15 protein-coding genes are annotated in these 20,852 nt (G+C 57.4%); 6 read left to right on the forward strand and 9 right to left on the reverse strand.

The annotated features are described in order from the left end of the window. The first annotated feature begins 11 nt into the window (after window positions 1-11). Window positions 12-2,858, forward strand: coding sequence for a preprotein translocase subunit SecA (gene secA / locus B3Z17_RS05720; protein WP_286828938.1), 2,847 nt, complete (start codon window positions 12-14; stop codon window positions 2,856-2,858). A gap of 172 nt (window positions 2,859-3,030) precedes the next feature. Further along, window positions 3,031-3,975: a hypothetical protein gene (locus B3Z17_RS05725; RefSeq protein WP_286828939.1), complete on the forward strand. Its 945-nt coding sequence runs from the start codon at window positions 3,031-3,033 to the stop codon at window positions 3,973-3,975. Window positions 3,976-4,032: 57 nt separating this feature from the next. On the opposite strand, the gene B3Z17_RS05730 is transcribed toward B3Z17_RS05725, so the two are convergent. Both B3Z17_RS05730 and B3Z17_RS05735 read right to left on the reverse strand, forming a co-directional pair. After that, on the reverse strand, window positions 4,033-4,707 hold the full coding sequence (locus B3Z17_RS05730; RefSeq protein WP_286828940.1) for a DUF6058 family natural product biosynthesis protein: 675 nt from the start codon (window positions 4,705-4,707) through the stop codon (window positions 4,033-4,035). A gap of 150 nt (window positions 4,708-4,857) precedes the next feature. Continuing rightward, window positions 4,858-5,853 carry a ribonucleotide-diphosphate reductase subunit beta gene (locus tag B3Z17_RS05735; RefSeq protein ID WP_286828941.1) on the reverse strand — a complete coding sequence of 332 codons (996 nt, stop codon included), beginning with the start codon at window positions 5,851-5,853 and terminating at the stop codon, window positions 4,858-4,860. Between the two features lie 279 nt (window positions 5,854-6,132). On the opposite strand from B3Z17_RS05735, the gene B3Z17_RS05740 reads away from it, so the two are divergent. Further along, on the forward strand, window positions 6,133-6,693 hold the full coding sequence (locus B3Z17_RS05740) for a hypothetical protein (RefSeq protein ID WP_068307963.1): 561 nt from the start codon (window positions 6,133-6,135) through the stop codon (window positions 6,691-6,693). Between the two features lie 80 nt (window positions 6,694-6,773). Here the strand turns inward: B3Z17_RS05740 and B3Z17_RS05745 are convergent, their stop codons facing one another. From B3Z17_RS05745 to B3Z17_RS05770, 6 genes are all read right to left on the reverse strand, one after another. After that, window positions 6,774-8,612, reverse strand: coding sequence for a ribonucleoside-diphosphate reductase subunit alpha (locus B3Z17_RS05745; RefSeq protein WP_349680301.1), 1,839 nt, complete (start codon window positions 8,610-8,612; stop codon window positions 6,774-6,776). A 335-nt stretch (window positions 8,613-8,947) separates the two neighbouring features. Further along, a complete protein-coding gene (locus tag B3Z17_RS05750; protein WP_068307967.1) occupies window positions 8,948-9,898 on the reverse strand; it encodes an acetyl-CoA carboxylase carboxyltransferase subunit alpha in 951 nt (316 codons plus the stop codon). Window positions 9,899-10,000: 102 nt separating this feature from the next. After that, a complete protein-coding gene (locus B3Z17_RS05755) occupies window positions 10,001-12,148 on the reverse strand; it encodes a penicillin acylase family protein (protein WP_286828943.1) in 2,148 nt (715 codons plus the stop codon). Between the two features lie 41 nt (window positions 12,149-12,189). Continuing rightward, window positions 12,190-13,086 (reverse strand): site-specific tyrosine recombinase XerD, encoded by an 897-nt coding sequence (locus tag B3Z17_RS05760; RefSeq protein WP_068307973.1) that lies wholly within the window; start codon window positions 13,084-13,086, stop codon window positions 12,190-12,192. Between the two features lie 6 nt (window positions 13,087-13,092). Next, entirely contained in the window at window positions 13,093-15,147 is a 2,055-nt protein-coding gene (locus B3Z17_RS05765) for a hypothetical protein (protein ID WP_286828944.1), read from the reverse strand. Window positions 15,148-15,175: 28 nt separating this feature from the next. Continuing rightward, entirely contained in the window at window positions 15,176-15,316 is a 141-nt protein-coding gene (locus tag B3Z17_RS05770) for a hypothetical protein (RefSeq protein WP_169794405.1), read from the reverse strand. Window positions 15,317-15,511: 195 nt separating this feature from the next. Between B3Z17_RS05770 and B3Z17_RS05775 the strand changes: the two genes are divergently transcribed. The 3 genes from B3Z17_RS05775 (at window position 15,512) to B3Z17_RS05785 (ending at window position 18,787) form a co-directional block, all read left to right on the forward strand. Continuing rightward, window positions 15,512-16,090 (forward strand): shikimate kinase, encoded by a 579-nt coding sequence (locus B3Z17_RS05775; RefSeq protein WP_068307976.1) that lies wholly within the window; start codon window positions 15,512-15,514, stop codon window positions 16,088-16,090. Beyond that, window positions 16,087-17,217, forward strand: coding sequence for a 3-dehydroquinate synthase (gene aroB / locus B3Z17_RS05780; protein ID WP_286828945.1), 1,131 nt, complete (start codon window positions 16,087-16,089; stop codon window positions 17,215-17,217). Before B3Z17_RS05775 ends, aroB begins: the two co-directional genes overlap by 4 nt. A 271-nt stretch (window positions 17,218-17,488) precedes the next feature. Further along, a complete protein-coding gene (locus B3Z17_RS05785; protein WP_286828946.1) occupies window positions 17,489-18,787 on the forward strand; it encodes an HlyC/CorC family transporter in 1,299 nt (432 codons plus the stop codon). Between the two features lie 148 nt (window positions 18,788-18,935). Here the strand turns inward: B3Z17_RS05785 and htpG are convergent, their stop codons facing one another. Then, window positions 18,936-20,828 carry a molecular chaperone HtpG gene (gene htpG / locus B3Z17_RS05790; RefSeq protein ID WP_286828947.1) on the reverse strand — a complete coding sequence of 631 codons (1,893 nt, stop codon included), beginning with the start codon at window positions 20,826-20,828 and terminating at the stop codon, window positions 18,936-18,938. Between the last annotated feature and the right edge of the window lie 24 nt (window positions 20,829-20,852).

Raw genomic sequence — 20,852 nt, forward strand, 5'->3', positions numbered from 1 at the left:
AGGAAAGAAATATGCTGGGATTAAGCACACTCGCCAAAAAGATTTTTGGGTCCGCAAACGAACGTTATCTCCGTAAACTTGAGCCTAAAGTCGCAGCCATTGGCGCGCTTGCCGACGAGATGACAGCGCTTTCAGATGAGGCCCTCAAGGCAAAAACCCAAGAATTCCGGGACAGGCTGGAAGCGGGCGAGACCGTTGACGACCTTCTGGTTGAAGCTTTCGCTGTTGTCCGCGAAGCCGCGACCCGGTCACTGGGCCTGAGGCACTATGACGTACAGCTGATTGGCGGCATGGTCCTCAACGACAGCTCGATCGCCGAAATGAAAACCGGTGAGGGTAAAACCCTGGTAGCAACATTGGCAGCCTACCTGAACGCCCTGCCCGGCAAGGGCGTACATGTGGTTACCGTGAACGACTATCTGGCCGAACGTGACGCCGAATGGATGAGCAAGGTATACGGCTTCCTGGGCATGACCACGGGTGTTGTGGTGCCAGGGAAAACCGACGAAGAGCGCCGCGAAGCTTACCGGTGTGACATCACCTATGCGACCAACAACGAACTTGGCTTCGACTATCTGCGCGACAATATGAAAACGCACCGCGACCAGATGGTCCAGCGGCCCTTCCATTTCGCGATCGTCGACGAAGTGGACAGTATCCTGGTGGACGAAGCCCGGACCCCGCTGATTATCTCCGGCCCGACCGAAGACAAGTCAGAGCTATACCTCACCATCGACAAGCTGGTGGCCGAACTGGGTGAAGGCGACTATGAAAAGGACGAGAAGTCCAAGCATGTATCGCTGACCGAAGACGGCCACGAGAAGATGGAGAAAATCCTGGCAGACCAGGGACTCCTTAAAGCTGAAAACCTTTACGATTATGAAAATACCCAAATCGTTCACCACGTAGACCAGGCTCTCAAGGCGCGCACCATGTTCGAGCGCGACACAGACTATATCGTCAAGGGCGACAAAGTGGTGATCATCGACGAATTCACCGGCCGCATGATGGACGGTCGGCGCTATTCGGGCGGCCTGCACCAGGCGCTTGAAGCCAAGGAAGGTGTCCAGATCCAGCCTGAAAACCAGACGCTGGCGTCGATCACCTTCCAGAATTACTTCCGTATGTATCCCAAACTGGCCGGCATGACCGGTACTGCCTCCACGGAAGCGGAAGAGTTTGGCGACATCTACGGCCTGGGCGTCATCGAGATCCCGACCAACGTTCCTGTGGCCCGGGTGGACGAGCACGACGAATTCTACCGCACCGGCAAGGAAAAGTTCGACGCCATCGTCAAGGACATCATCGAGGCACAGGACAAGGGCCAGCCGGTTCTGGTTGGTACAGTGTCGATCGAGAAATCCGAGGTGCTTTCGGACTATCTCAAGAAGAAGAAGATCAAGCACCAGGTTCTGAACGCCCGCTTCCACGAACAGGAAGCCGGCATCATTGCCCAGGCCGGTCGTCTCGGTGCCGTAACGATTGCCACCAATATGGCAGGTCGGGGTACTGACATCCAGCTGGGTGGTAATGCAGACTTGCGTATCGCCGATGAAACGGCAGGCATTGAAGACGAAGCCAAGATCAAGGAAATCTCTGAGCGCATCCGTAGGGAAGTCGAGGAAGAGAAGCAAAAGGTACTCGAGGCGGGCGGCCTTTATGTTGTCGCCACCGAGCGGCACGAAAGCCGACGCATCGATAACCAACTGCGTGGCCGTTCGGGCCGCCAAGGTGACCCGGGCCGCACCAAATTCTTCCTGTCGCTGCAGGATGACCTGATGCGCATTTTCGGACCTGAGCGCATGGACGCCATGCTCGTGCGCCTTGGTATTGAGGAAGGCGAGGCCATCATCCACCCGTGGATCAACAAGGCAATCGAGAAAGCCCAGTCCAAGGTGGAAGCCCGCAACTATGACATCCGTAAAAACCTGGTGAAGTTCGACGATGTGATGAACGACCAACGTCGCGCCATCTACGAACAACGCACCGAAGTTATGGATGCTGAAGAGATTTCAGAGACCATCAAGGATATGCGCGCGGACGTTGTCCACAATATTGTGGAAACCCGCATCCCGCCAAAATCATACCCTGAACAGTGGGATATCGATGGCCTGGACGAAGACGTGAGAACCAAGCTGAATCTTGATGTTGACGTTCGCGCTTGGGCGGCTGAGGAAGGCGTGGACGATCATGTGATCATCGAGCGCCTCGAAGAAGCCGTCAATGAAGTTATGGCTGAGAAAGCCAAACGTATCAACGAGATGACGGGCACAGCCGACCCGGAAACCGGCTTCGGCATGTGGGAAAAGGACATCGAGAAAAGCATCCTGCTTCAGGTTCTGGACCAGGAATGGAAAGAACACCTGCAGAATCTCGACCACCTGCGTCAGGGCGTGAGCCTGCGCGCCTACGGCCAGCGCGACCCTCTGAACGAGTATAAGACGGAAGCCTTTACCCTGTTTGAAGGCATGCTGTACCACATCCGCGAGGAAACAACTCAACTGCTGGGCCGTATTGAACTGGCACCACAGGTTCGCCCCGAGGATCTCGAACCGACACCGCCTTCCGTGTTCCAGGAGAGCCATCCTTCACCAGAAGTGGCCGTGGGCAGCCCTGCGCCAAGTGGCGGCTTCAACCCGAATGACACCTCAACCTGGGGTGACGTGCCGCGGAATGCGCCCTGCCCTTGCGGCTCCGGCGAGAAATTCAAACATTGCCACGGTGACGTGTCCGGCATGGGGGGCGGCATGATGGGTGCGTCTCGCCCCGCGTCAAATCCCTTTGCTGATGTTGGGCGCAACGACGCCTGCCCTTGTGGATCGGGCAAGAAATTCAAGCATTGCCACGGCGCCTTCTAGGGGCAAACGGCAAGGTTAAAAGCTGATAAAAGCGGGCTAAAAAGCCCGCTTTTTTATTATTTCCAATCACTTAGACCCTCCACATGCAGATGAACCATTTATGAACACACGGCTCAGGGTGGCGTAAGCAAGGCATGGCTATTGTGTCTCCATAAGACGAGGAGACCGAGTTATGACAGCACAACGAAAAACCGCCATTCTTTTGGCCGCTGCAGCGACACTGGCGCTTGGTGGTGCAGCTGAGGCCGATCACCGTGATCTTCGTGACCTGCCATCCTACGACCCCGACAGCGCAATATTCCGCACCAGCCATCCCATCCGGGTGTTCGTCGATGTGGACAGCAAGGATGAGCGCCGCGAAGCCGGCCTGACAGAATTTGAGGCCCGGGCATTCAAACAGTTGCGCTATGGCCTGCCCAATTATGTGGAATTTGTGCGCGATCGTCATCAAGCCGACATGGTGGTGCGTGCCCGCGAGCAAAACTACCGCTTTGGGTTCCGCGTGACCGATACGGACCGGAAAGACAAAAAATACAAGAAGCGTGCGCGTAACACAGGTGGTCGCTGCGGCCGATTTGAAAAAGCCTACTACACCAAGGTGAAGGAAAAGGGCGAAGCTTACGCGTCATACGGTATCAAGATTGCCATGCATGGGTATGGCCGTGACACCGACTTTATCGAACTGCGCTCGGCTGAGAACTTCAGCTACGGCACTGACCTGGTGGCACACACCAATTGCGGCATTGTGTCGACCCGTCATATGCCGTCCAGTGGTGTCGCCAAGCTGTTCGCCCGCAACACGCCGGAGTACCGCAGCCACGTGGCCCGCGAGGTCCGCAATGAGGCCGCAGAAGACCTTGGCCGTGCGCTCGCGCACAAGATCCGAAATGGTGTTGATCACTATTACCTGAATCTGGCGACCCGGCTGAGCCAGGCAGATTACGACCAATATTCACGTCGTGGTGGCGACTATGGCCTGAGTTCTGAGTATAGCCACCACACCCATCGCCCTCCGCTGGCACGAAACCAGCACTATGAAATAGAGGGCGATGACTTGGGCACCGCGGTTTTCGTCGCAACCGGGCTGGCAATCCTCGCTGCCACCCTGGACGACTAGACCTCCCCTTTTCTGGTGCCTGATACTGAAGCGCCCGGTCCCCGCCGGGCGCTTTTTTTATGCCACCTGCGCCAGATACCGTGCGCGGACCTGGTTGATATATGTTTCGCGTGAACTGCGCGCCACTTCATGGGGTGCAAACGGTGCAGATACCTGATCCAGCAGATCAACCGCTTGCTCCAGTTCTGCCAGAAGCGTACCAGCTCCCCCGGTCTCGATTGCTGCAATCAGAAATTTGATCTTGGCAATCATGGCTTCCTTGGTTGCGATTTCTTCTGCAGAGGCCGAGCCCGTACATAAGCCATAAGCCCCATCAAGATAGGCCAGCCATTCTTTTTCAAGCAGGGCTTCAGCTTCCGCACCGCCCACATGACCGTCCTGACCATAAAGCGCGTCCAGCCCAAAGGTGTGCACGCGCAACGCCACAAGTGTCTCGACATACTGAGCGAAGAAATCCTGCTTTTCCCTTCTGGCCAGCTCATCATCCGGAAGGCCCGACTGTACAAGCCCATTTACCTTGGCAACATAGGACCGCGGAAAAAACTGCAGCTCAACCGCATCTGCATGGTCGCCAAAAATCGAAGAAATCACACATTCCCCGACCACGCGGTAGGCCGGGCCGGGAAGGCATCCTGCCTTGATCAATCCTCGCAACCGCGCCGGTTCAACCCCGGTAAGCTCTGAAAGCTGGTCGAATGTCAGAAAAGTTGATTGAAGATACTGCAAGCTCATCACGTCCCCCATGAATTACAATTGTTCTCTATTTGTTCTTATTGTTTCTTTTCGTGAATGTCATGAAAAAAGCGCCCGAGATTCTCTCGAGCGCTTCTTTGATCCGGGTTTGTGACCAGTTTTGCCCTTCCGGGCTTAGTGCGTTCGGGCCTATTCGAACGCATCCTCCCACGAGCCTTGGGTGGCCGCTTTAGAATATTCGGTCGCCCGGTTTTCGAAAAAGTTGGTGTGTTCTACTGCATTCAACATGCTGTCGAGCCATGGCAGCGGATTCTTCTCCACGTGAAATACCTCATCCAGATCAAGCTGGTTCAGGCGGCGGTCGGCAATATAGCGGATATATTGCTTCACTTCCTCAGCTGTCAGGCCCTCAATCGCACCCATACCGAAGGCCAGGTCGATAAAGGCATCTTCGTGGTGCACGATGGTTTTACACGCTTCTGTCAACTCGTCCCGCATGCGGTCGTCCCACAGGTCGGGGTGCTCCTTCATCAGTGTATGGAACAGCTTGATGATGCTGTTGCAGTGCAGGCTCTCGTCACGCACAGACCAGGTAATGATCTGCCCCATGCCCTTCATTTTGTTGAAGCGCGGGAAATTCAGGAGCATCGCGAAGCTTGCGAACAGCTGCAGGCCCTCGGTGAAGGCACCGAACACCGCAAGTGTAACAGCCGCAGACCTGAGATCATCCGAGTTGAACTGCTGCATATAGTCATATTTGTCCTTCATCTCCTTGTAACGGAGGAAGGCCGAATATTCCGTCTCCGGCATGCCCAGCGTGTCCAGGAGGTGGCTGTAGGCCGCAATATGGATGGTTTCCATATTGGAGAAAGCCGACAGCATCATCTGCACTTCGGTGGGTTTGAATATCTTGGTGTAATGCTTCATGTAGCAGTTATTCACCTCGATATCGCTTTGGGTGAAGAAACGGAAAATCTGCGTCAGCAAGTTCTTTTCCGAATCAGTCAGTTTTCTGGCCCAATCGCGCACATCTTCCGCCAGGGGTACCTCTTCCGGCAGCCAGTGAATCTGCTGCTGTGTCAGCCAGGCTTCATATGCCCAGGGGTACCGGAACGGCTTATAGACGTGCCGTTCTTCCAAAAGTCCTGTCGGTTCGAATGTTTCTACAGTCGCCGCTTCAGCCATACTGACCGTGCCTCCCACTCTTAACGCTGTTGAATTTCATATTGCCCATATGTTGCGTGGCGGCAGTATAGCCCTTCAATTAGTAGAATGGAATTTAAGAGACACAATATTTGGTAAAAAAAAGTCTTGCCGCTATAATCGGGAAAGGGCGCAAAAGCGGCGAATCAATAGTACAGTTAAGGGGCAAGAGCCGGCACGCAGCAGGACAGAAAAAATTACCTATTGATCATTCGCCCGTATGCACCTGATAATGACGTCAATCTTGGAAGGGCTAGGAATGTGAACGAGAGCAATACCAACAGTGTGCTCGGCGGCATCACTGCAAAGGCGATCCTTTTTGCAGCCCTCGCGGCTGTTATCCTGACGCTGATTCAGTTTTTCCTGGAAGTGCAACAAGCCAAGGGCCGGACCGCAGCCGGGGTCGAAGGCTTGATCATGTCGCTTGAAAAACCGGCGGCACGCGCTGTCCTTATCCTTGATGCCGAGCTCGCTCACGATATTGCCGGTGGCCTTCTGGAACATCGCTTCATCACAGAAGCCCGAATCTTCGAAGACCATAATGTAGTGCTTGGGGAAGCCAAACGCTCCAGCGGCGCTAAGTATTCCATGCTTCAATCTATTGTTGGCCTGTTTGTCGGGCTGGACACCGAAGTATCTCGTGAACTGGTCTTGCCGGAAAGCATGTCGGAAGCCACGGGTGAAATCCGGGTCAGCTTCAATGAAAGGCAGGCGGTTACCTCTGAACTAGGCGGCATTTGCGTCCGACTGTTCCTGACTTTCCTGATTGCTGTGATTGCCATCCTGGCGGTTCACGCACACCTGTCCCGCCGCAATAATTAAACCATCCCTTTTCTGGCAAAAGAAAAGGCGCGCCGCTATGGCACGCCTTCTCATGGTTTATCTGATGCCCGCAGCAGACTTTACTGGCAGGCAAGGCATTCCTCATAATCGGTCGTGCCGCCAGAACCCAGTTCCAGCTGCACCTCACCTTTGGCCTTTTTCTTGTAGCTGCCCGTTGCCACAACCTCAGCCCGGCTGATGGATTTGGAACGGCAGTAATAGAGGCTCTTGAGACCCTTCTTCCAGGCTTGATAGTGAATCTGGTGCAGGTCGCGCTTGTGCACGTTCGCCGGCAGGAAGATGTTCACCGATTGGGCCTGACTGATGTGGCAGGCCCGGTCGGCTGCCAGTTCAACCACCCAGCGTTGATCCAGTTCAAACGCGGTCTTGAACACATCTTTTTCTTCCTGGGTCAGGAAGTCCAGATGCTGCACAGAGCCTTCATTGATCGTGATCGACGTCCAGATCTCGTCGGTATCCTGACCCTTTTCTTTCAGCAGCCGCTTCAGGGCGCGGTTGTGAACGATAAAGTTACCGGACAGGGTCTTCTGGTTATAGCTGTTGCCTGCGATTGGCTCGATCCCCGGGCTCGCCCCGCCACAGATGGTGGAGATGGAAGCCGTAGGCGCAATCGCCGTCTTGTTGGAGAAGCGCTGCATGATGCCATAATCGGCTGCGTCCGGGCATGGGCCGCGTTCGAACGCAAGTGCTTCCGACGCACGGTCCACTTCGCCTTCGATATGCTTGAATATCTTCTTGTTCCAGGCTTTCGCCATGGCGCTTTCGAACGGGATCATATTGTCCTGCAGGAAGCTGTGGAAGCCCATCACACCCAGACCTACAGAGCGCTCGCGCATGGCTGAGTAGCGCGCCTTAGCCATTTCGTCTGGCGCACGGTCGATAAAGTCCTGCAGCACGTTATCCAGGAACCGCATCACGTCAGGGATGAAGTCCTTGTTGTCTTTCCACTGCTTATAGTGCTCGAGGTTGAGGCTTGAGAGACAGCACACAGCTGTCCGCTCATTACCCAGATGGTCAAGACCCGTCGGCAGCGTGATTTCCGCGCACAGGTTCGACGTCTTCACCGTCAGGCCCGCCAGCTTGTGATGCTCTGGCATCTGGCGGTTCACTGTGTCTGAATAGATGATGTAGGGCTCGCCGGTTTCAACACGGGCAGTCAGCAGGCGAATCCACAGGCCGCGAGCAGACACGGAACGTACGGCATGACCGTCTTTCGGGCTTGTGAGCACCCACTCTTCGTCCGCTTCAACGGCACGCATGAAGGCATCGGTCACCAGAATGCCGTGGTGCAGGTTTGGCGTCTTGCGGTTCGGGTCACCCCCAGTTGGACGGCGCAGCTCGATAAATTCTTCGATTTCCGGATGGCTGATGGGCAGATAGATGGCCGCAGAACCACGGCGCAAGCTTCCTTGGGAGATCGCCAGTGTCAGGCTGTCCATCACGCGCACGAACGGCACGATACCGCTGGTCTTGCCAACACCGCCAACTGTTTCGCCGATCGAACGCAGGTTGCCCCAGTAAGACCCGATGCCGCCGCCCTTGGACGCCAACCAGACGTTTTCTGTCCACAGGTCCACGATGGACGAGAGCTTGTCCTGCGCTTCATTGAGGAAGCAGCTGATGGGCAGGCCGCGGTTGGTGCCACCATTCGACAGAACAGGTGTCGCGGGCATGAACCACAGGTTCGAGATATAGTTATAGAGCCGCTGCGAATGAGCCGCATCGTCACCATAGTAGGACGCAACACGAGCAAACAAATCCTGATAGCTCTCGCCAGGCATCAAGTAGCGATCCTCAAGCGTTGCTTTCCCGAAATCGGTGAGAAGTGCATCGCGACTGCGGTCCACTTCGACCGGCCCGCCATGCTCAAACTGAGTGACCTCAAACATTGTGCCCATATCTCCCTTGTCCGCCCTAGCCATGCGGTACTGACTCCTTCTTCGTCTCGAGAAACACCCCATTGTGCCCGAGCAAAGAACAAAAGTCGAACGAATCGACTTTTCGTAATTATTGTATGTACTTAGCGAAGCGCTCGACCGAACTCCCCCGTTCGAGTCGCTGTATCGCCGCGAGATTTGTAGGATAAGGTCGAACGGGTATTTTCGTCAAGATAAAGTGGTGAGAAAATTTAAGTCCCCAATATCTAGTGTTTTTATGACAGACGTGTGACAGCTAGGGTTGCACGCTGTACACCCTACCTGCTCTCAACTTCACGGAATTCAATGAGTCGCGGTTATGCGAGGCCTTTATCGCCAATCGCCAGGAATTTTTCGCGGCGAAGTTCTTTCAAACGGCCACCATCAACACCCGACATATCACGCAAGCTACGCTCCATGGCATCACCCAGCATGTTCATGGCACGCTCAGTATCGCGGTGCGCACCACCAAGCGGTTCGGCAACAATCTCGTCGATCACGCCCAGCTTCAGAAGGTCCTGCGCTGTGATCTTCAGCGCAACAGCCGCTTCATTGGCCTTGTCGTTGGTGCGCCACAGGATCGAGGCACAGCCTTCAGGCGAAATCACAGAATAGATGGCATGTTCCATCATCAGCACCTTGTTGGCAGCCGCGATTGCCACTGCGCCACCAGAGCCGCCTTCACCCACGATGCAGGTCACCATTGGCACTTCAAGGCCCAGGCATTTGTCTGTGGAGCGCGCGATGGCTTCCGCCTGGCCGCGTTCCTCGGCACCCACGCCAGGGTAGGCGCCAGAAGTGTCTACAAGGCTCAGCACCGGCAGGCCGAACCGGTCGGCCATATCCATCAGGCGGATGGCTTTACGGTACCCTTCAGGGCGCGCCATGCCGAAGTTATGCTTGATGCGGCTTTCCGTGTCCCAGCCCTTCTCATGGCCCATGACCACACAGGCTTCGCCGCGGAAGCGGGCAAGGCCACCCACAAGCGCTTCGTCTTCACCGAAGGAGCGGTCGCCGGAAAGCGGTGTGAAATCTTCAAATAGATGGCCGATCAGGTCGTGGAAATGCGGGCGTTCAGGGTGCCGCGCCACTTGCATCTTCTGCGTGGGCGTCAGCCCTGCATACGTTTCCTTGAGGAGCTTACCAAGTTTGGTCTCGAGCTGGCCGACTTCCGCGGTGATGTCAGCGCCACCCTTGAAGCTGCGCAGTTCGCGGATCTTGCCTTCCAGTTCAGCAATTGGCTTCTCAAACTCTAGAAACGTCATCATATCATTCGTATCCGTTTTTTGAGGCGACTTGTTCATGGACCCAGTAAACCATGTTTCGCCGAGGGGCGCAAAATCCTTGATTGCACTTGCTATGTCAAGTTCTCAGTTTCCTGCCCCGCCAAGGCGCCTTTCGCTTGTTTTCTCTTGCTCAAGCGCCACCATATCTAGTGGCAACACTCGCTCGCGCCCAGACGCAAACAGTGGCGCCTGGTCCGCATAATGGGGGGAGCTTGCATCCAGCGTCGCGCTGCCAAAATTATGCACCGTGCGCACATGCTGCGCACCGTCCTCACCCCACTCCACAAACATGATGTAACTATCCCCCGCCGTGGCTTCAAGATGCCCTGCGTCATCATTCCATTCACCGTAGACCGCCCGCAGCACATCCGGCCCGCCCGACAAAGGCCAGCTCTCATTGCCACGCACCAGCCGGTTAACTTGCCCCCAAGGCACGTCCAGCCGCCCGAAATTGTCCTTGAGCAGCTTCACAGCGTCTTCAAACGCCTGTCGAAGGTCGGGCCGGGGCTCGCCCCGCATATCGGCCATAATGAAGGGCTTTACTGTCAACACCCCGAGCGCGGCATGGTCGTTGGATGCGTCTGTGGTCAGGCTCCAGCCAAACAGGAAGTCACGGGCTTCTTCAAGCGCCGGGTCTTCAAACTCAAGCCCCGTCACCTCGTGCCAGACCGTGAACGCAACTGACTTTTCCTCACCGCGGAAAGAATAGGCATTGTCGTATTTGATCGACTGGAACGTATGGTCATAAACCTGCTCCGCATCCGTCAGCAATTCGCGCAGGCGCAAGGCCCGGTTTGTCATCCGCGTCTCGACCCCCATGGTGCTGGGATAATCCGCAGGCTGTGCGCCACCATCCCCATCCGTGGCCACGAAAGGCGAATTATTAGCGTTGAACACGGCACCCGAGGGTGGGTTTACCGTTTTCGGAATATCCCGGAACGCGTGATAGCCCTGCCAGATCAGGTCGGAGCGGTCTCCCGGCACAAGGCTGGACCAATCCACTCCTTCGGGCCGCTTCGGCATCATGGCATTATAATAGTGGGCGATGTTGCCCGCCTTGTCGGCATAGACATAATTGATGCTGGGCATGGCCATCATGGCAAGAGCGGCTTCGAAATCGTGCCGAGAGCGCGCCTTGTTGAGCGCGATCATTTCTTCAAGCGTGCGCATCTCGTTCATCCCGGCCCAGCGGACGGCAAAGGCGCCCTTCTCTGACTTGAACACCGGGCCATGGGCGGACCGGTAGATGGGTTCACGGAAGGTCCAGCGGATCGGCCCCCAGAAGGTGACATCGATTGTCGCATCTTCAATCTCGAAATCCCGCCACTCACCATCAAGCTTATACTGGTTCGCGTTTTCCGGGTTAAGGGTCAGCTGATAGACATCCACAAGGTCCGGCTTGTTGACCGTATTGGCCCAGCCTAGCGTCGGGCCAGTGCCGTGCAGAATGATCGGCGAGCCCGGGAAGGTGCCGCCTGCCATATCCCAGCCCTCGCCCGATTTCACACGCGCCTCATACCAGGCCACCGGGCCGGTAAGTGGCTGGTGGCTATTCACAAGAAGGCGCGTGGCGCCGTCGCCAGAGCGTTCGGGCGCGATGGCCACGCCCTGACTGCCCAACTCCGGCTGGGGTGCGTCTGTCACCATCAGGCTGGCGACCTTATCAAGCCCGGTGCCATATTCGCCTTCGGCCACTTTGGCCACCACCTGGTCAAAGCCGTAAAAGAGCGGTGTCTTGAAAGTGAAACCGGCGACGATATCCTTGCCTGTGAAGGGCAGTAGGCCCGGTGCAAGACCATCAGGGTTTTCAGACACGTAGAAATTCAGCCCGGCGGCATAAGCTTCGGCGTGATCGCGCGTCGCCTGGCTGATGCGGCTCTCGTACCCTGCGTCCACCACACTCCACACATCCATCCATTGGATCAGATAGTCGGTTTTGGCAGCATCGGGACCATGGAGCGTCGACAGCTTGCCGCGGGTGGCCAGAACCACATCCTGAATGGTCGCAAAGTCATCTTCCGCGTGGGCGAACGCCAGGCCAAAGGCGACATCCACATCACGCTCACCAAAAATATGCGGCACGCCAAACCGGTCGCGCACGATGCGTACGTCATAGTCTCCAGCCAGTGCCTGATATTGTGCCGGGTTGCCCGTCCCGGGTGCCGCCAGCCAGAAGCCAAGGTAGGTCAGCACCAGCAGCGCAGCCACCGACATTGCAATTTTCTTGATCATACAGCTCCCCTTCCCCCGGATAAGCTAGACCGCTTTGCCAATTAGTCACTCATCGGATGCTTGGTCAGCACCAGGCTCTTGAGCCGTTCCTCCAGCACATGGGTATAGATTTGCGTGGTAGAAATATCAGCGTGGCCGAGCATTTGCTGCACGGCGCGCAGGTCCGCCCCGTGCGCCAGCAGGTGCGTTGCAAACGCGTGCCTTAGCTTGTGCGGACTAACGGCTGAAGGCATCACGCCTGCCGCGACCGCCAGGTCTTTCATCAACTGCCCTACGCGGCGGCGGGTCAGATAGCCTTCCTTGCCGCGGGAGGGGAACAGGTAAGGTGAATCTTTATAAGGCGAGGTGCGCACCACTTCCATGTGGGCCATCAATGCATGCCTTGCCTTGTCACCCAAGGGCACCATCCGTTCGCGCCCGCCCTTGCCGCGCACCATGATCATGGTGGTGTCCGGCCCCACAGCACGCTTTGGCAAGGTCACGAGTTCGCTGACGCGCAGACCTGTGGCATAGAGTGTTTCAACGAGCGCATGCAGGCGCTTTTCGCCCAACCCGCCCGCATCAGCCTGCGCTTCTGCAGTATCCAGAAGCCGGTCCACATCGCTTTCCGAGAGAACTTTCGGCAGCTTCTGTTCTGGCCGTGGGCTTTCGATATTCTTGGCCGGATTATCCGTGCGCAAACCATCCGAATACAGGAACAGATAAAATTGCCGGAGCGCCGAGAGACGCCGCGCAACAGTCCCAGACTTCAGCCCCCGCCGGTGCAGGCCCGAGAGATAATCCCGGATATCCTGCGCACCCGCGGACGCCAGCTTGCTGGTGGTATGTTCGGAAAAGTCCTCGAGGTCGCGTCGGTAGGCCATCAGGCTGTTTTTGGCCCGCCCCTTTTCCGCCGCCAGCATCTCAAGAAACTGATCAATCAGCGAGGCATCAGACATGACTGTCTACAGGCCCCACCGGACCAAGGTCTCCGCCGCCAACTGGTGCGCTTCTGTGGTCAGGCCCAGTTCCCTGAGCGCACCGATGAGCGACCCGGCATAGGACGCTGACGCCGTACCGTCGGCCGTGGTGGCATAAGCCAGTGACAGTACCCCGGCCTTGTCACCCTGCGCCTGCATCACCAGAAGCCGTCGCCAATGGGCGGGCGACATGCTTGGCCCCGCAACTTGCGGTTCGCCTTGTTCGGCCATCGCCCAGATGTCTTCCGGCACAGTGTGCCCAAGCGCCTCCAGGGTGGTGAACAGAATGGCCGCATGCGCGAACCTGTCGTCATCTTCGCCTTGCTGGCCCCACCAGGCCCGCAGGCGTCCTGGTGTTACCTCAGGCGCACCAGTAAACCCTGCTGCCACCATGAGCGGCCAGCTACCTTCAAGCACAGCATCTTTTGCGGTATTGTCACCTGCCTGGCCAGCCCTGAGGGTAGTGAAAAGACCATCAGCCTGCTCAAAGTCACCTTCCAGCAGCGCCGCGCGGATCCGGCGCGCTGCCATCGCAGCATCGTCCGCCTGCCCGGCCTGCAGATAATCCAGCACCGGCAACAGATAGAGCGCCTTATCCGGGCTCTCCGCGCGGCGTTTAAGTGCCGCCATCGCCTCAGTCCGAACCGTCTCATCCGCGCCAGCCATAGCCTCAGCAATCAGCATCATATCGCCGTCGAAGCTCATGTCTTCCTGCATCAGGGCTTGCGTGTCCACGTCTGACGGAGCAGCAGGCGGCACAGCCCGCAGGTAATCCACCAGCACGCCAGCACCCAGCCAGCCTTCGGACAGACCACGGGCGATCAGCTGCAGCTTGGCTTCCGGCGCAACACCCGGAATGCCAAGCATGGCTTTTGCCGCCATCGGCTTCGCGTCGGTCATATCAAGTGCAGAGACTTGCACCTTCGCCAACCGCACCATGGTAGCCTCAAGCACATCAACCCGAAGCATGCTCGACAATACCATGCCGGAGGTCAGCACAGTTCCACCCGCCTGCTCGGCCTCCACCAAAATCTGGTCGGTCAGCTGATAGAAAGTGGGTTGGACACTCTGGACTTCCTCGAGAATGCCAAGGTTGAAATCCACCCCGACCCGGTCGCCCTGTACGGCACGGCAGAACACTGCCATCCGAAGCCAGAAAGCATCGTTGCTGTCGGCGCGTTCCTGTGCGGCAATCGCGCAGGCATCTTCAATCCGGCCAGCCAGGAGGTGGCCGTCAACAATATCGCGTGCGAGGCCGGACCAGTCATGGTCCGGCGTCAACCGGCCCAGTAGCGCCAGATAGCCTTCCGTATCACCGTGCGCTGCCAGAACATCCAGGCGCGCCCGAATAAAGGCCTCAATTTCAGTGTCACCTGCCGGCGCCGGCAGCAAATAGCCAGACAGCGCCATACGCCGTGCGGCCTTCACCATTGCCGGTGTTTTGCTGGGCTGAGCAAACTTCTTGAGTTCCGCCTGAACGGCCTCGCGGCTGTAGCCGGCCCAAAAATCATTTGGGTAAGCGCCAGGGCCTCTCAGCACCGCGATACCGCTTGGGTCAAGCGTCTGCAGGGCGCCTGCAAAAATATCTGTATCGGGCGTAGGAATGGCTTGACCCAAGTGGCCCTCACCAGCGGCGTCATCAGCCAGAGGCTGTTCGGTGTCTGGCAGGGTCTCAACCAGGTCAGATGTCATATCTGCCGGTTGATCCATAGTCTCGGTTTGGGGGGCTGGCGGCACCTCAATGGTACCCTTCGGCACATAAGGTTGTGGCAAGATTGACCGGGGGGCGCCAAGGGCTGGCCCCACCTGGCGCTTCAGCGCAGGGCGCGGGCCAAGGAAGAAGCGACCGTCGGTTCTCTCCGCTGGCCTTTCCAAGGCAGTGTCGGCTGGCTGGGCGTCCTGCGGCTGCTCTTCAGACTGTTCCTGGGCATCCTGAGTGTCACTTTCCGCGTCCTGCTGGGCGCGCACGTCAAAAGCAGCCAGCGCGGCAATAGCCCCGCCCATCAGCATCGCGGCCATCAGACGCCTGATTGCTGTCATGTCTGCCACCCGCGCGGCGGCGCGAGCCTTATGCCGGGAAACGGTCATTGCTCAGTGTTTTGGTCACTGTTTCGGAAGGTGCCGGAATGTCCCAGGTCATCAGAAAAATGGCACCGCCCACGATTACCAGCACACCGGCAATCAGCAAAATCTGCGTTAATTTCGACATGAAACTCCCTTTGGTCTTTCAAGTAACCTTGCCTTACCTGTTGGTCTTATATGATGGCCCAGCGCACAAGTCCAGCCACGCCAGCAAGAGGAAGGGTTGTGAAAAACACATTGGTCATTCTTTTAGGCAGAAATAAGGTATTGGTTTCCCATAAAACCGTTGGCGAAGCGGGCCGGGCTGTGTAAAGAGCGAAGCATGACGAACGCGAAACAAAAAAATCAGGCAAAAAAGCAGTCGGTGGCACGCCAATATGGTGTCGACCGCACGATTGTGCTGGTTGGTCTGATGGGGGCTGGCAAGACCACCGTGGGCCGGCGCCTGGCGCGCAAGCTCAACCTGCCGTTCGTCGATTCAGATCATGAGATTGAAAAGGCTGCCGGCATGTCCGTGGCGGAGATTTTCGAATGCTTCGGTGAGGCTGATTTCCGCTCTGGCGAACGCAGGGTGATCGAGCGACTTCTGGACGGTCGGCCCCAAGTGGTAGCGACCGGCGGCGGCGCCTTCATAAATGAAGCAACCCGGGGCCTCATAAAGGACAAAGGCCTGTCCATCTGGCTGGACGCTGACATTGAAGTGCTGGTGGAACGCACCGGCCGGCGCGACACCCGCCCGCTTCTCAAGACCGGCGATCCCAAGGAAATCCTGACCCGCCTGGCCGCTGAGCGCGCGCCTTTTTACGCACAGGCTGATATGAAAGTGGCCAGTTCCAGCGGGCCACACGAAGATGTGGTGGCCGGCATCCTCGAGGCGCTGAAGGCAAGGAAAGCAGCATGAGCACAGCGACTGGCATCCTGAAGACCGTGCCTGTCGACCTGGGCGACCGCGCCTATGACATCCAGATCGGCGTGGGAATCATGGCACAAATGGGCACACTGGTAGGGCCCATATTAAAGCAGAAACGCGCTATCATCATCACGGACGAGAATGTCGCCAAACTGCATCTGGCGGCGGCGGAAAAATCGCTGGCCAACGCCGGTATCAAATCCGACGCCATCATCCTGCCTGCGGGCGAGGCGACCAAATCTTTCGCCAACTTCGAGAAACTGACGAACCAGCTTCTGGAACTGGGGGCTGAGCGCAAGGACACGCTGATCGCCCTCGGCGGCGGCGTGATCGGCGACATCACAGGTTTCGCGGCGGCAGTCTTGAGGCGCGGCATGGATTTCATCCAGGTGCCCACGAGCCTCCTGGCGCAAGTCGACAGCAGTGTGGGCGGCAAGACCGGCATCAACACCCCCTTCGGCAAGAACCTTGTGGGCGCCTTTCATCAGCCCAAGATGGTGGTGCTTGATTTGCAAGTGCTGGACACCCTGCCCGCGCGCGAACTGCAGGCGGGATACGCCGAAGTGGTCAAATACGGCCTGATCGATGATCCTGACTTCTTCAGCTGGCTTGAAGAAAATGGCGCGCGCCTGCGCACCGGCGACCGGGAAGCGCAAGCTTATGCAGTAGCCAAAAGCTGCGAGGCCAAGGCGCGCATTGTGGCCGAAGACGAGTTCGAGGCCGGCAAGCGCGCGCTTCTGAATTTGGGGCACACCTTCGGGCACGCGCTTGAGGCCGAGTGCGGCTATGACGGCACGCTCTTGCACGGTGAAGGTGTGGCCATCGGCATGGCCATGGCGCTGGACACCAGTGTGCGTATGGATCTCGCACCCAAGGGCGACCTTGCGCGCTATCTGGCGCACCTCAAGTCCGTCAACATGATGGCAACCGCCAGCCAGATTGGCAAATCCCTGGACGCCGACACGCTGCTGGCCCACATGAGCCAGGACAAGAAAGTCGACGCCGGCGAGATTGTCTTCATCCTGGGCCCCATTGGCGGCGCGGCCACGCATAAAGGCGTGGACCTTGATATCATCAAAGCTGTAATAGAGGACTCTATTGACGGTCGCGGCTTATAGCCCATATGTGGGGACGCGTGAAAAAGTCCTTCGGCCATGCCTCAGTGTACTTTTTCCCGGACAATAAGGAAAATCCGGTCCTCAAAGCGGTTCTTCGACCCGGATTTACTTTGACAGTCAGTTGATCCATCTTTGGATGGATCAATATTGGAGAAAAGTTGAAAACAAGGGGCAGAGCCGCCTCAAACCCTGTTTTCGCTTTATTCTATCTGAAGAAAAGTACACCGAGCCTATGCGAGGGACTTTTCTTCACTTGAATTGGAGCTATACCATGGACGAGACAGCGGCAGCCGCTTCTCTCTTCGATACCGATTTTTGGATCACCACGGGGATCATTTTCGTCCTTCTGGGACTTTCGGGTATGTTTTCAGGGTCTGAAACAGCCCTGACTGCTTCCTCCCGCGCTCGCATCCACCATATGGCGGGGGACGGCAACAAGCGGGCGAAGCGTGTGTCCCGCCTGACCGATGACCCAGAGCGCCTGATCGGCGCGATCCTCCTGGGCAACAACCTGGTGAATATCCTGGCGTCCGCGCTTGCAACCAGCCTGTTCATGAACATGGTGGGCGAACAGGGCGTGGTCTATGCCACCCTGGTGATGACCGCGCTGGTGCTGATTTTCGCCGAAGTGCTGCCCAAGTCCTACGCCATCGCCAACCCAGACAATATGGCGCTGAAGGTCAGCTGGTTTATCAGCCTGATCGTGGCGCTTTTTGCCCCGGTTGTTGCGCTTGTGCAGAAGATCGTACGCCTGACGCTGAGGATTTTCGGCATCGATATCTCGAACATGGAAAGCGTGCTGTCGGCCCATGATGAGATCCGCGGCACCATCAACCTGCACCATAAGGAAGGCGGGCTGGTCAAAGAGGACAGCCACATGCTGGGCTCGATCCTGGACCTCAATGACGTCACCGTTGAGGATGTGATGGTGCACCGGTCAGCCATGGAAGCGCTGGATATCAACATGGGCACCGACGAGATCATCACCGCTGTGGTCTCCAGCACCTACACACGGCTGCCCGTCTATGAAGGCGACCCGGAAAACATCATTGGCGTGCTGCACGCCAAGGACTTGCTGCGGGCGCTGAGGCGCGCTGGTGCCATGTCCAAGCGGGTGAACATCAAACGCATCATGGTCAAGCCCTGGTTCGTGCCGGAAACCACCACGCTCCGTGAACAGCTGAACGCCTTCCTTGAGCGCAAGGCCCACTTCGCGCTGGTGGTGGACGAATATGGCGCCATCCAGGGGCTGCTGACACTGGAAGACATCCTGGAAGAAATCGTGGGCGATATCGCCGACGAGCACGACTTTGAAGTGCCCGGCGTGAAGCTGCTGTCGGACGGTTGGGTGCGCGCGGAAGGCACGGTGCCAATCCGTGACCTGAACCGCATGTTCGACTGGCGCCTGCCGGACGACGAGGCCATCACGGTTGCGGGGCTGGTGATCCATGAAGCCGAGACGATCCCGATCGTTGGCAAGAAGTTCGAGTTCCACGGATTCGAGTTTGAAGTAACAGCGCGCAAACGCAATCAGGTGACCGGCCTGAAGATGCGCAAACTTCCAGCATAAAAAAAGCCCCGGCAACACCGGGGCTTTTGTCTCTGTGTCACCCTGAACTTGTTTCAGGGTCCATCTCTCGACCCACACACAGGTGGTAAGTAGTGCATGGATGCTGAAACAAGTTCAGCATGACTGTTTGCGTTTTGGCAGCTGGCTATTAGGCCAGCCCCTTCTCCATCGCGGCGGACAGGCGGCGGGCGAAAGCGGCGGTATCATCCAGCTCGTCGCCCTCGAGGATTTTCGCCTGGTCCAGCAGCAGAAGCACAGGGTCCGCCAGCGTATCGATCGCGCCCTTGTCGCCGGCCTTTTCAGCCAACTTGCGGATCACCGCGTGGCCCGGGTTGATCTCAAGGATTTTAGCAGACACGGCACCCAGCTGTTTGTGAGCCTTCAGGATGCGCTCCATATGCATGTCCATGCCGCTGTCGTCCGCAACGAGACACGCTGCTGTTGTCGTCAGGCGGTCAGAGGCGCGCACGTCCTTGATCTTGTCACCGAAGACTTCCTTCATTAGCGCCGTCAGCTTCGCCAGGTCACCCTCAGGGGCTTTCTCGGTTTCGTCTTCCTTATCGTCGCCGGCGATGTCTTTCAGCTCTGACGCGCCGCGGGTGATGGATTTGAACGGCTTGCCGTCAAAATCAGGTGCCATCTGCAGCCAGAAATCATCGATAGGGTCTGCCAGCAGCAGCACCTCAATGCCCTTGGCACGGAAGCCTTCAAGCTGCGGGCTACGCTTCACCGCCTCGGCGTCCGTGCCGGTGATATAATAGATGGCGCTTTGCTTGTCCTTCATGCGGGACACATAGTCCGCGAGCGTCGTCCAGCCGTCCACGCCTGTCGACTTGAAGCGGGCGATCTTGAGAATGGCATCGCGGCGCTCAAAGTCCTCATAGATGCCTTCCTTGATCACCGCGCCGAATTCGTCCCAGATGGCTTCGAATTTCTCGGTGTCTTTTTCCGCCAGCTTTTCGAATTCACTGAGTACGCGCTTGGTGATGGCTTTCGACATGCGCTCAAGCGTCGGGTTGTTCTGCAGCATTTCGCGGCTGATATTGAGCGGCAGGTCCTGGCTGTCGACCACGCCGCGCATGAAGCGCAGCCAGCCCGGCAGCAGGTCTTCGCTGTCGTCTGTGATGAAGACACGCTTCACATAAAGCTTCACCCGGTTCTTGCGCGCGGGGTCAAACAGGTCCATCGGCTGCTTGGTGGGTACGAACAGCAGAACAGTATATTCCTGCATGCCCTCGACCTTATAGTGCAGCGTCACAGACGGGTCGTCGAAGCCGTGGCCCACATGGCGGTAGAACTCGGCATACTGCTCGTCGGTGATGTCGCTCTTCGGGCGCGTCCAGATGGCGGAGCCTTCGTTGACCACCTTGGGCTCATCGCCCTCGTCGTCGTCTTTCTTATCGCCCCCCTTGATCGCCAGCGTGATCGGCACGGCGATATGGTCACTGTAAGTGGTGATGATTTTCTCAAGCCGGTAGCGCTCCAGGAAGTCTTTGGCGTCATCCTTGAGGTGCAGCACAATCTGGGTGCCTGCATTTTCCTTGGTGGCTTCGGCGATCTCGTATGAGCCCTCACCCGCGCTCGACCACAGCCAGGCATGCTCGTCGCCCGCTTTCCTGGTGGTGACATGCACCATATCGGCCACCATGAAGACACTGTAGAAGCCCACACCAAACTGGCCGATGAGCTGCATGTCTTTCTTGCTGTCGCCGGTCAGTTGGTCCACGAAATTGGCGGTGCCTGACCGCGCGATGGTCCCCAGGTTGGCGATCAGGTCGTCGCGGTCCATACCGATGCCGTTGTCGGCGATTGTCAGGGTTTTCGCGTCGGCGTCAGCCGTGATGGAGATGCCGAAATCGCCAGATGCCAGCTCTGGTTTCGTCAGCGCTTCATAGCGCAGCTTGTCGCACGCGTCAGAGGCGTTCGAGATCAGCTCCCGCAGGAAAATCTCGCGGTCCGAATAGACCGAATGCACCATCATATGCAGCAGGCGGGAAACTTCGGCTTCGAACCCCATTTTTTCTGTTTTTACTTCAGACATGTTTTCTCTCAGCTAGCTGTTTTG

It is taken from the genome of Kordiimonas sp. UBA4487, assembly GCF_002389025.1.
In the GTDB taxonomy this organism is placed as follows: Bacteria; Pseudomonadota; Alphaproteobacteria; order Sphingomonadales; family Kordiimonadaceae; genus Kordiimonas; species Kordiimonas lacus.

Coding starts and splice junctions, on each gene's coding strand:
- secA (WP_286828938.1), top strand. CDS start 12: ATGCTGGGATTAAGCACACTCGCCAAAAAGATTTTTGGGTCCGCAAAC.
- B3Z17_RS05725 (WP_286828939.1), top strand. CDS start 3,031: ATGACAGCACAACGAAAAACCGCCATTCTTTTGGCCGCTGCAGCGACA.
- B3Z17_RS05730 (WP_286828940.1), bottom strand. CDS start 4,707: ATGAGCTTGCAGTATCTTCAATCAACTTTTCTGACATTCGACCAGCTT.
- B3Z17_RS05735 (WP_286828941.1), bottom strand. CDS start 5,853: ATGGCTGAAGCGGCGACTGTAGAAACATTCGAACCGACAGGACTTTTG.
- B3Z17_RS05745 (WP_349680301.1), bottom strand. CDS start 8,612: ATGGGCACAATGTTTGAGGTCACTCAGTTTGAGCATGGCGGGCCGGTC.
- B3Z17_RS05750 (WP_068307967.1), bottom strand. CDS start 9,898: ATGATGACGTTTCTAGAGTTTGAGAAGCCAATTGCTGAACTGGAAGGC.
- B3Z17_RS05755 (WP_286828943.1), bottom strand. CDS start 12,148: ATGATCAAGAAAATTGCAATGTCGGTGGCTGCGCTGCTGGTGCTGACC.
- B3Z17_RS05760 (WP_068307973.1), bottom strand. CDS start 13,086: ATGTCTGATGCCTCGCTGATTGATCAGTTTCTTGAGATGCTGGCGGCG.
- B3Z17_RS05765 (WP_286828944.1), bottom strand. CDS start 15,147: ATGACAGCAATCAGGCGTCTGATGGCCGCGATGCTGATGGGCGGGGCT.
- B3Z17_RS05770 (WP_169794405.1), bottom strand. CDS start 15,316: ATGTCGAAATTAACGCAGATTTTGCTGATTGCCGGTGTGCTGGTAATC.
- B3Z17_RS05775 (WP_068307976.1), top strand. CDS start 15,512: ATGACGAACGCGAAACAAAAAAATCAGGCAAAAAAGCAGTCGGTGGCA.
- aroB (WP_286828945.1), top strand. CDS start 16,087: ATGAGCACAGCGACTGGCATCCTGAAGACCGTGCCTGTCGACCTGGGC.
- B3Z17_RS05785 (WP_286828946.1), top strand. CDS start 17,489: ATGGACGAGACAGCGGCAGCCGCTTCTCTCTTCGATACCGATTTTTGG.
- htpG (WP_286828947.1), bottom strand. CDS start 20,828: ATGTCTGAAGTAAAAACAGAAAAAATGGGGTTCGAAGCCGAAGTTTCC.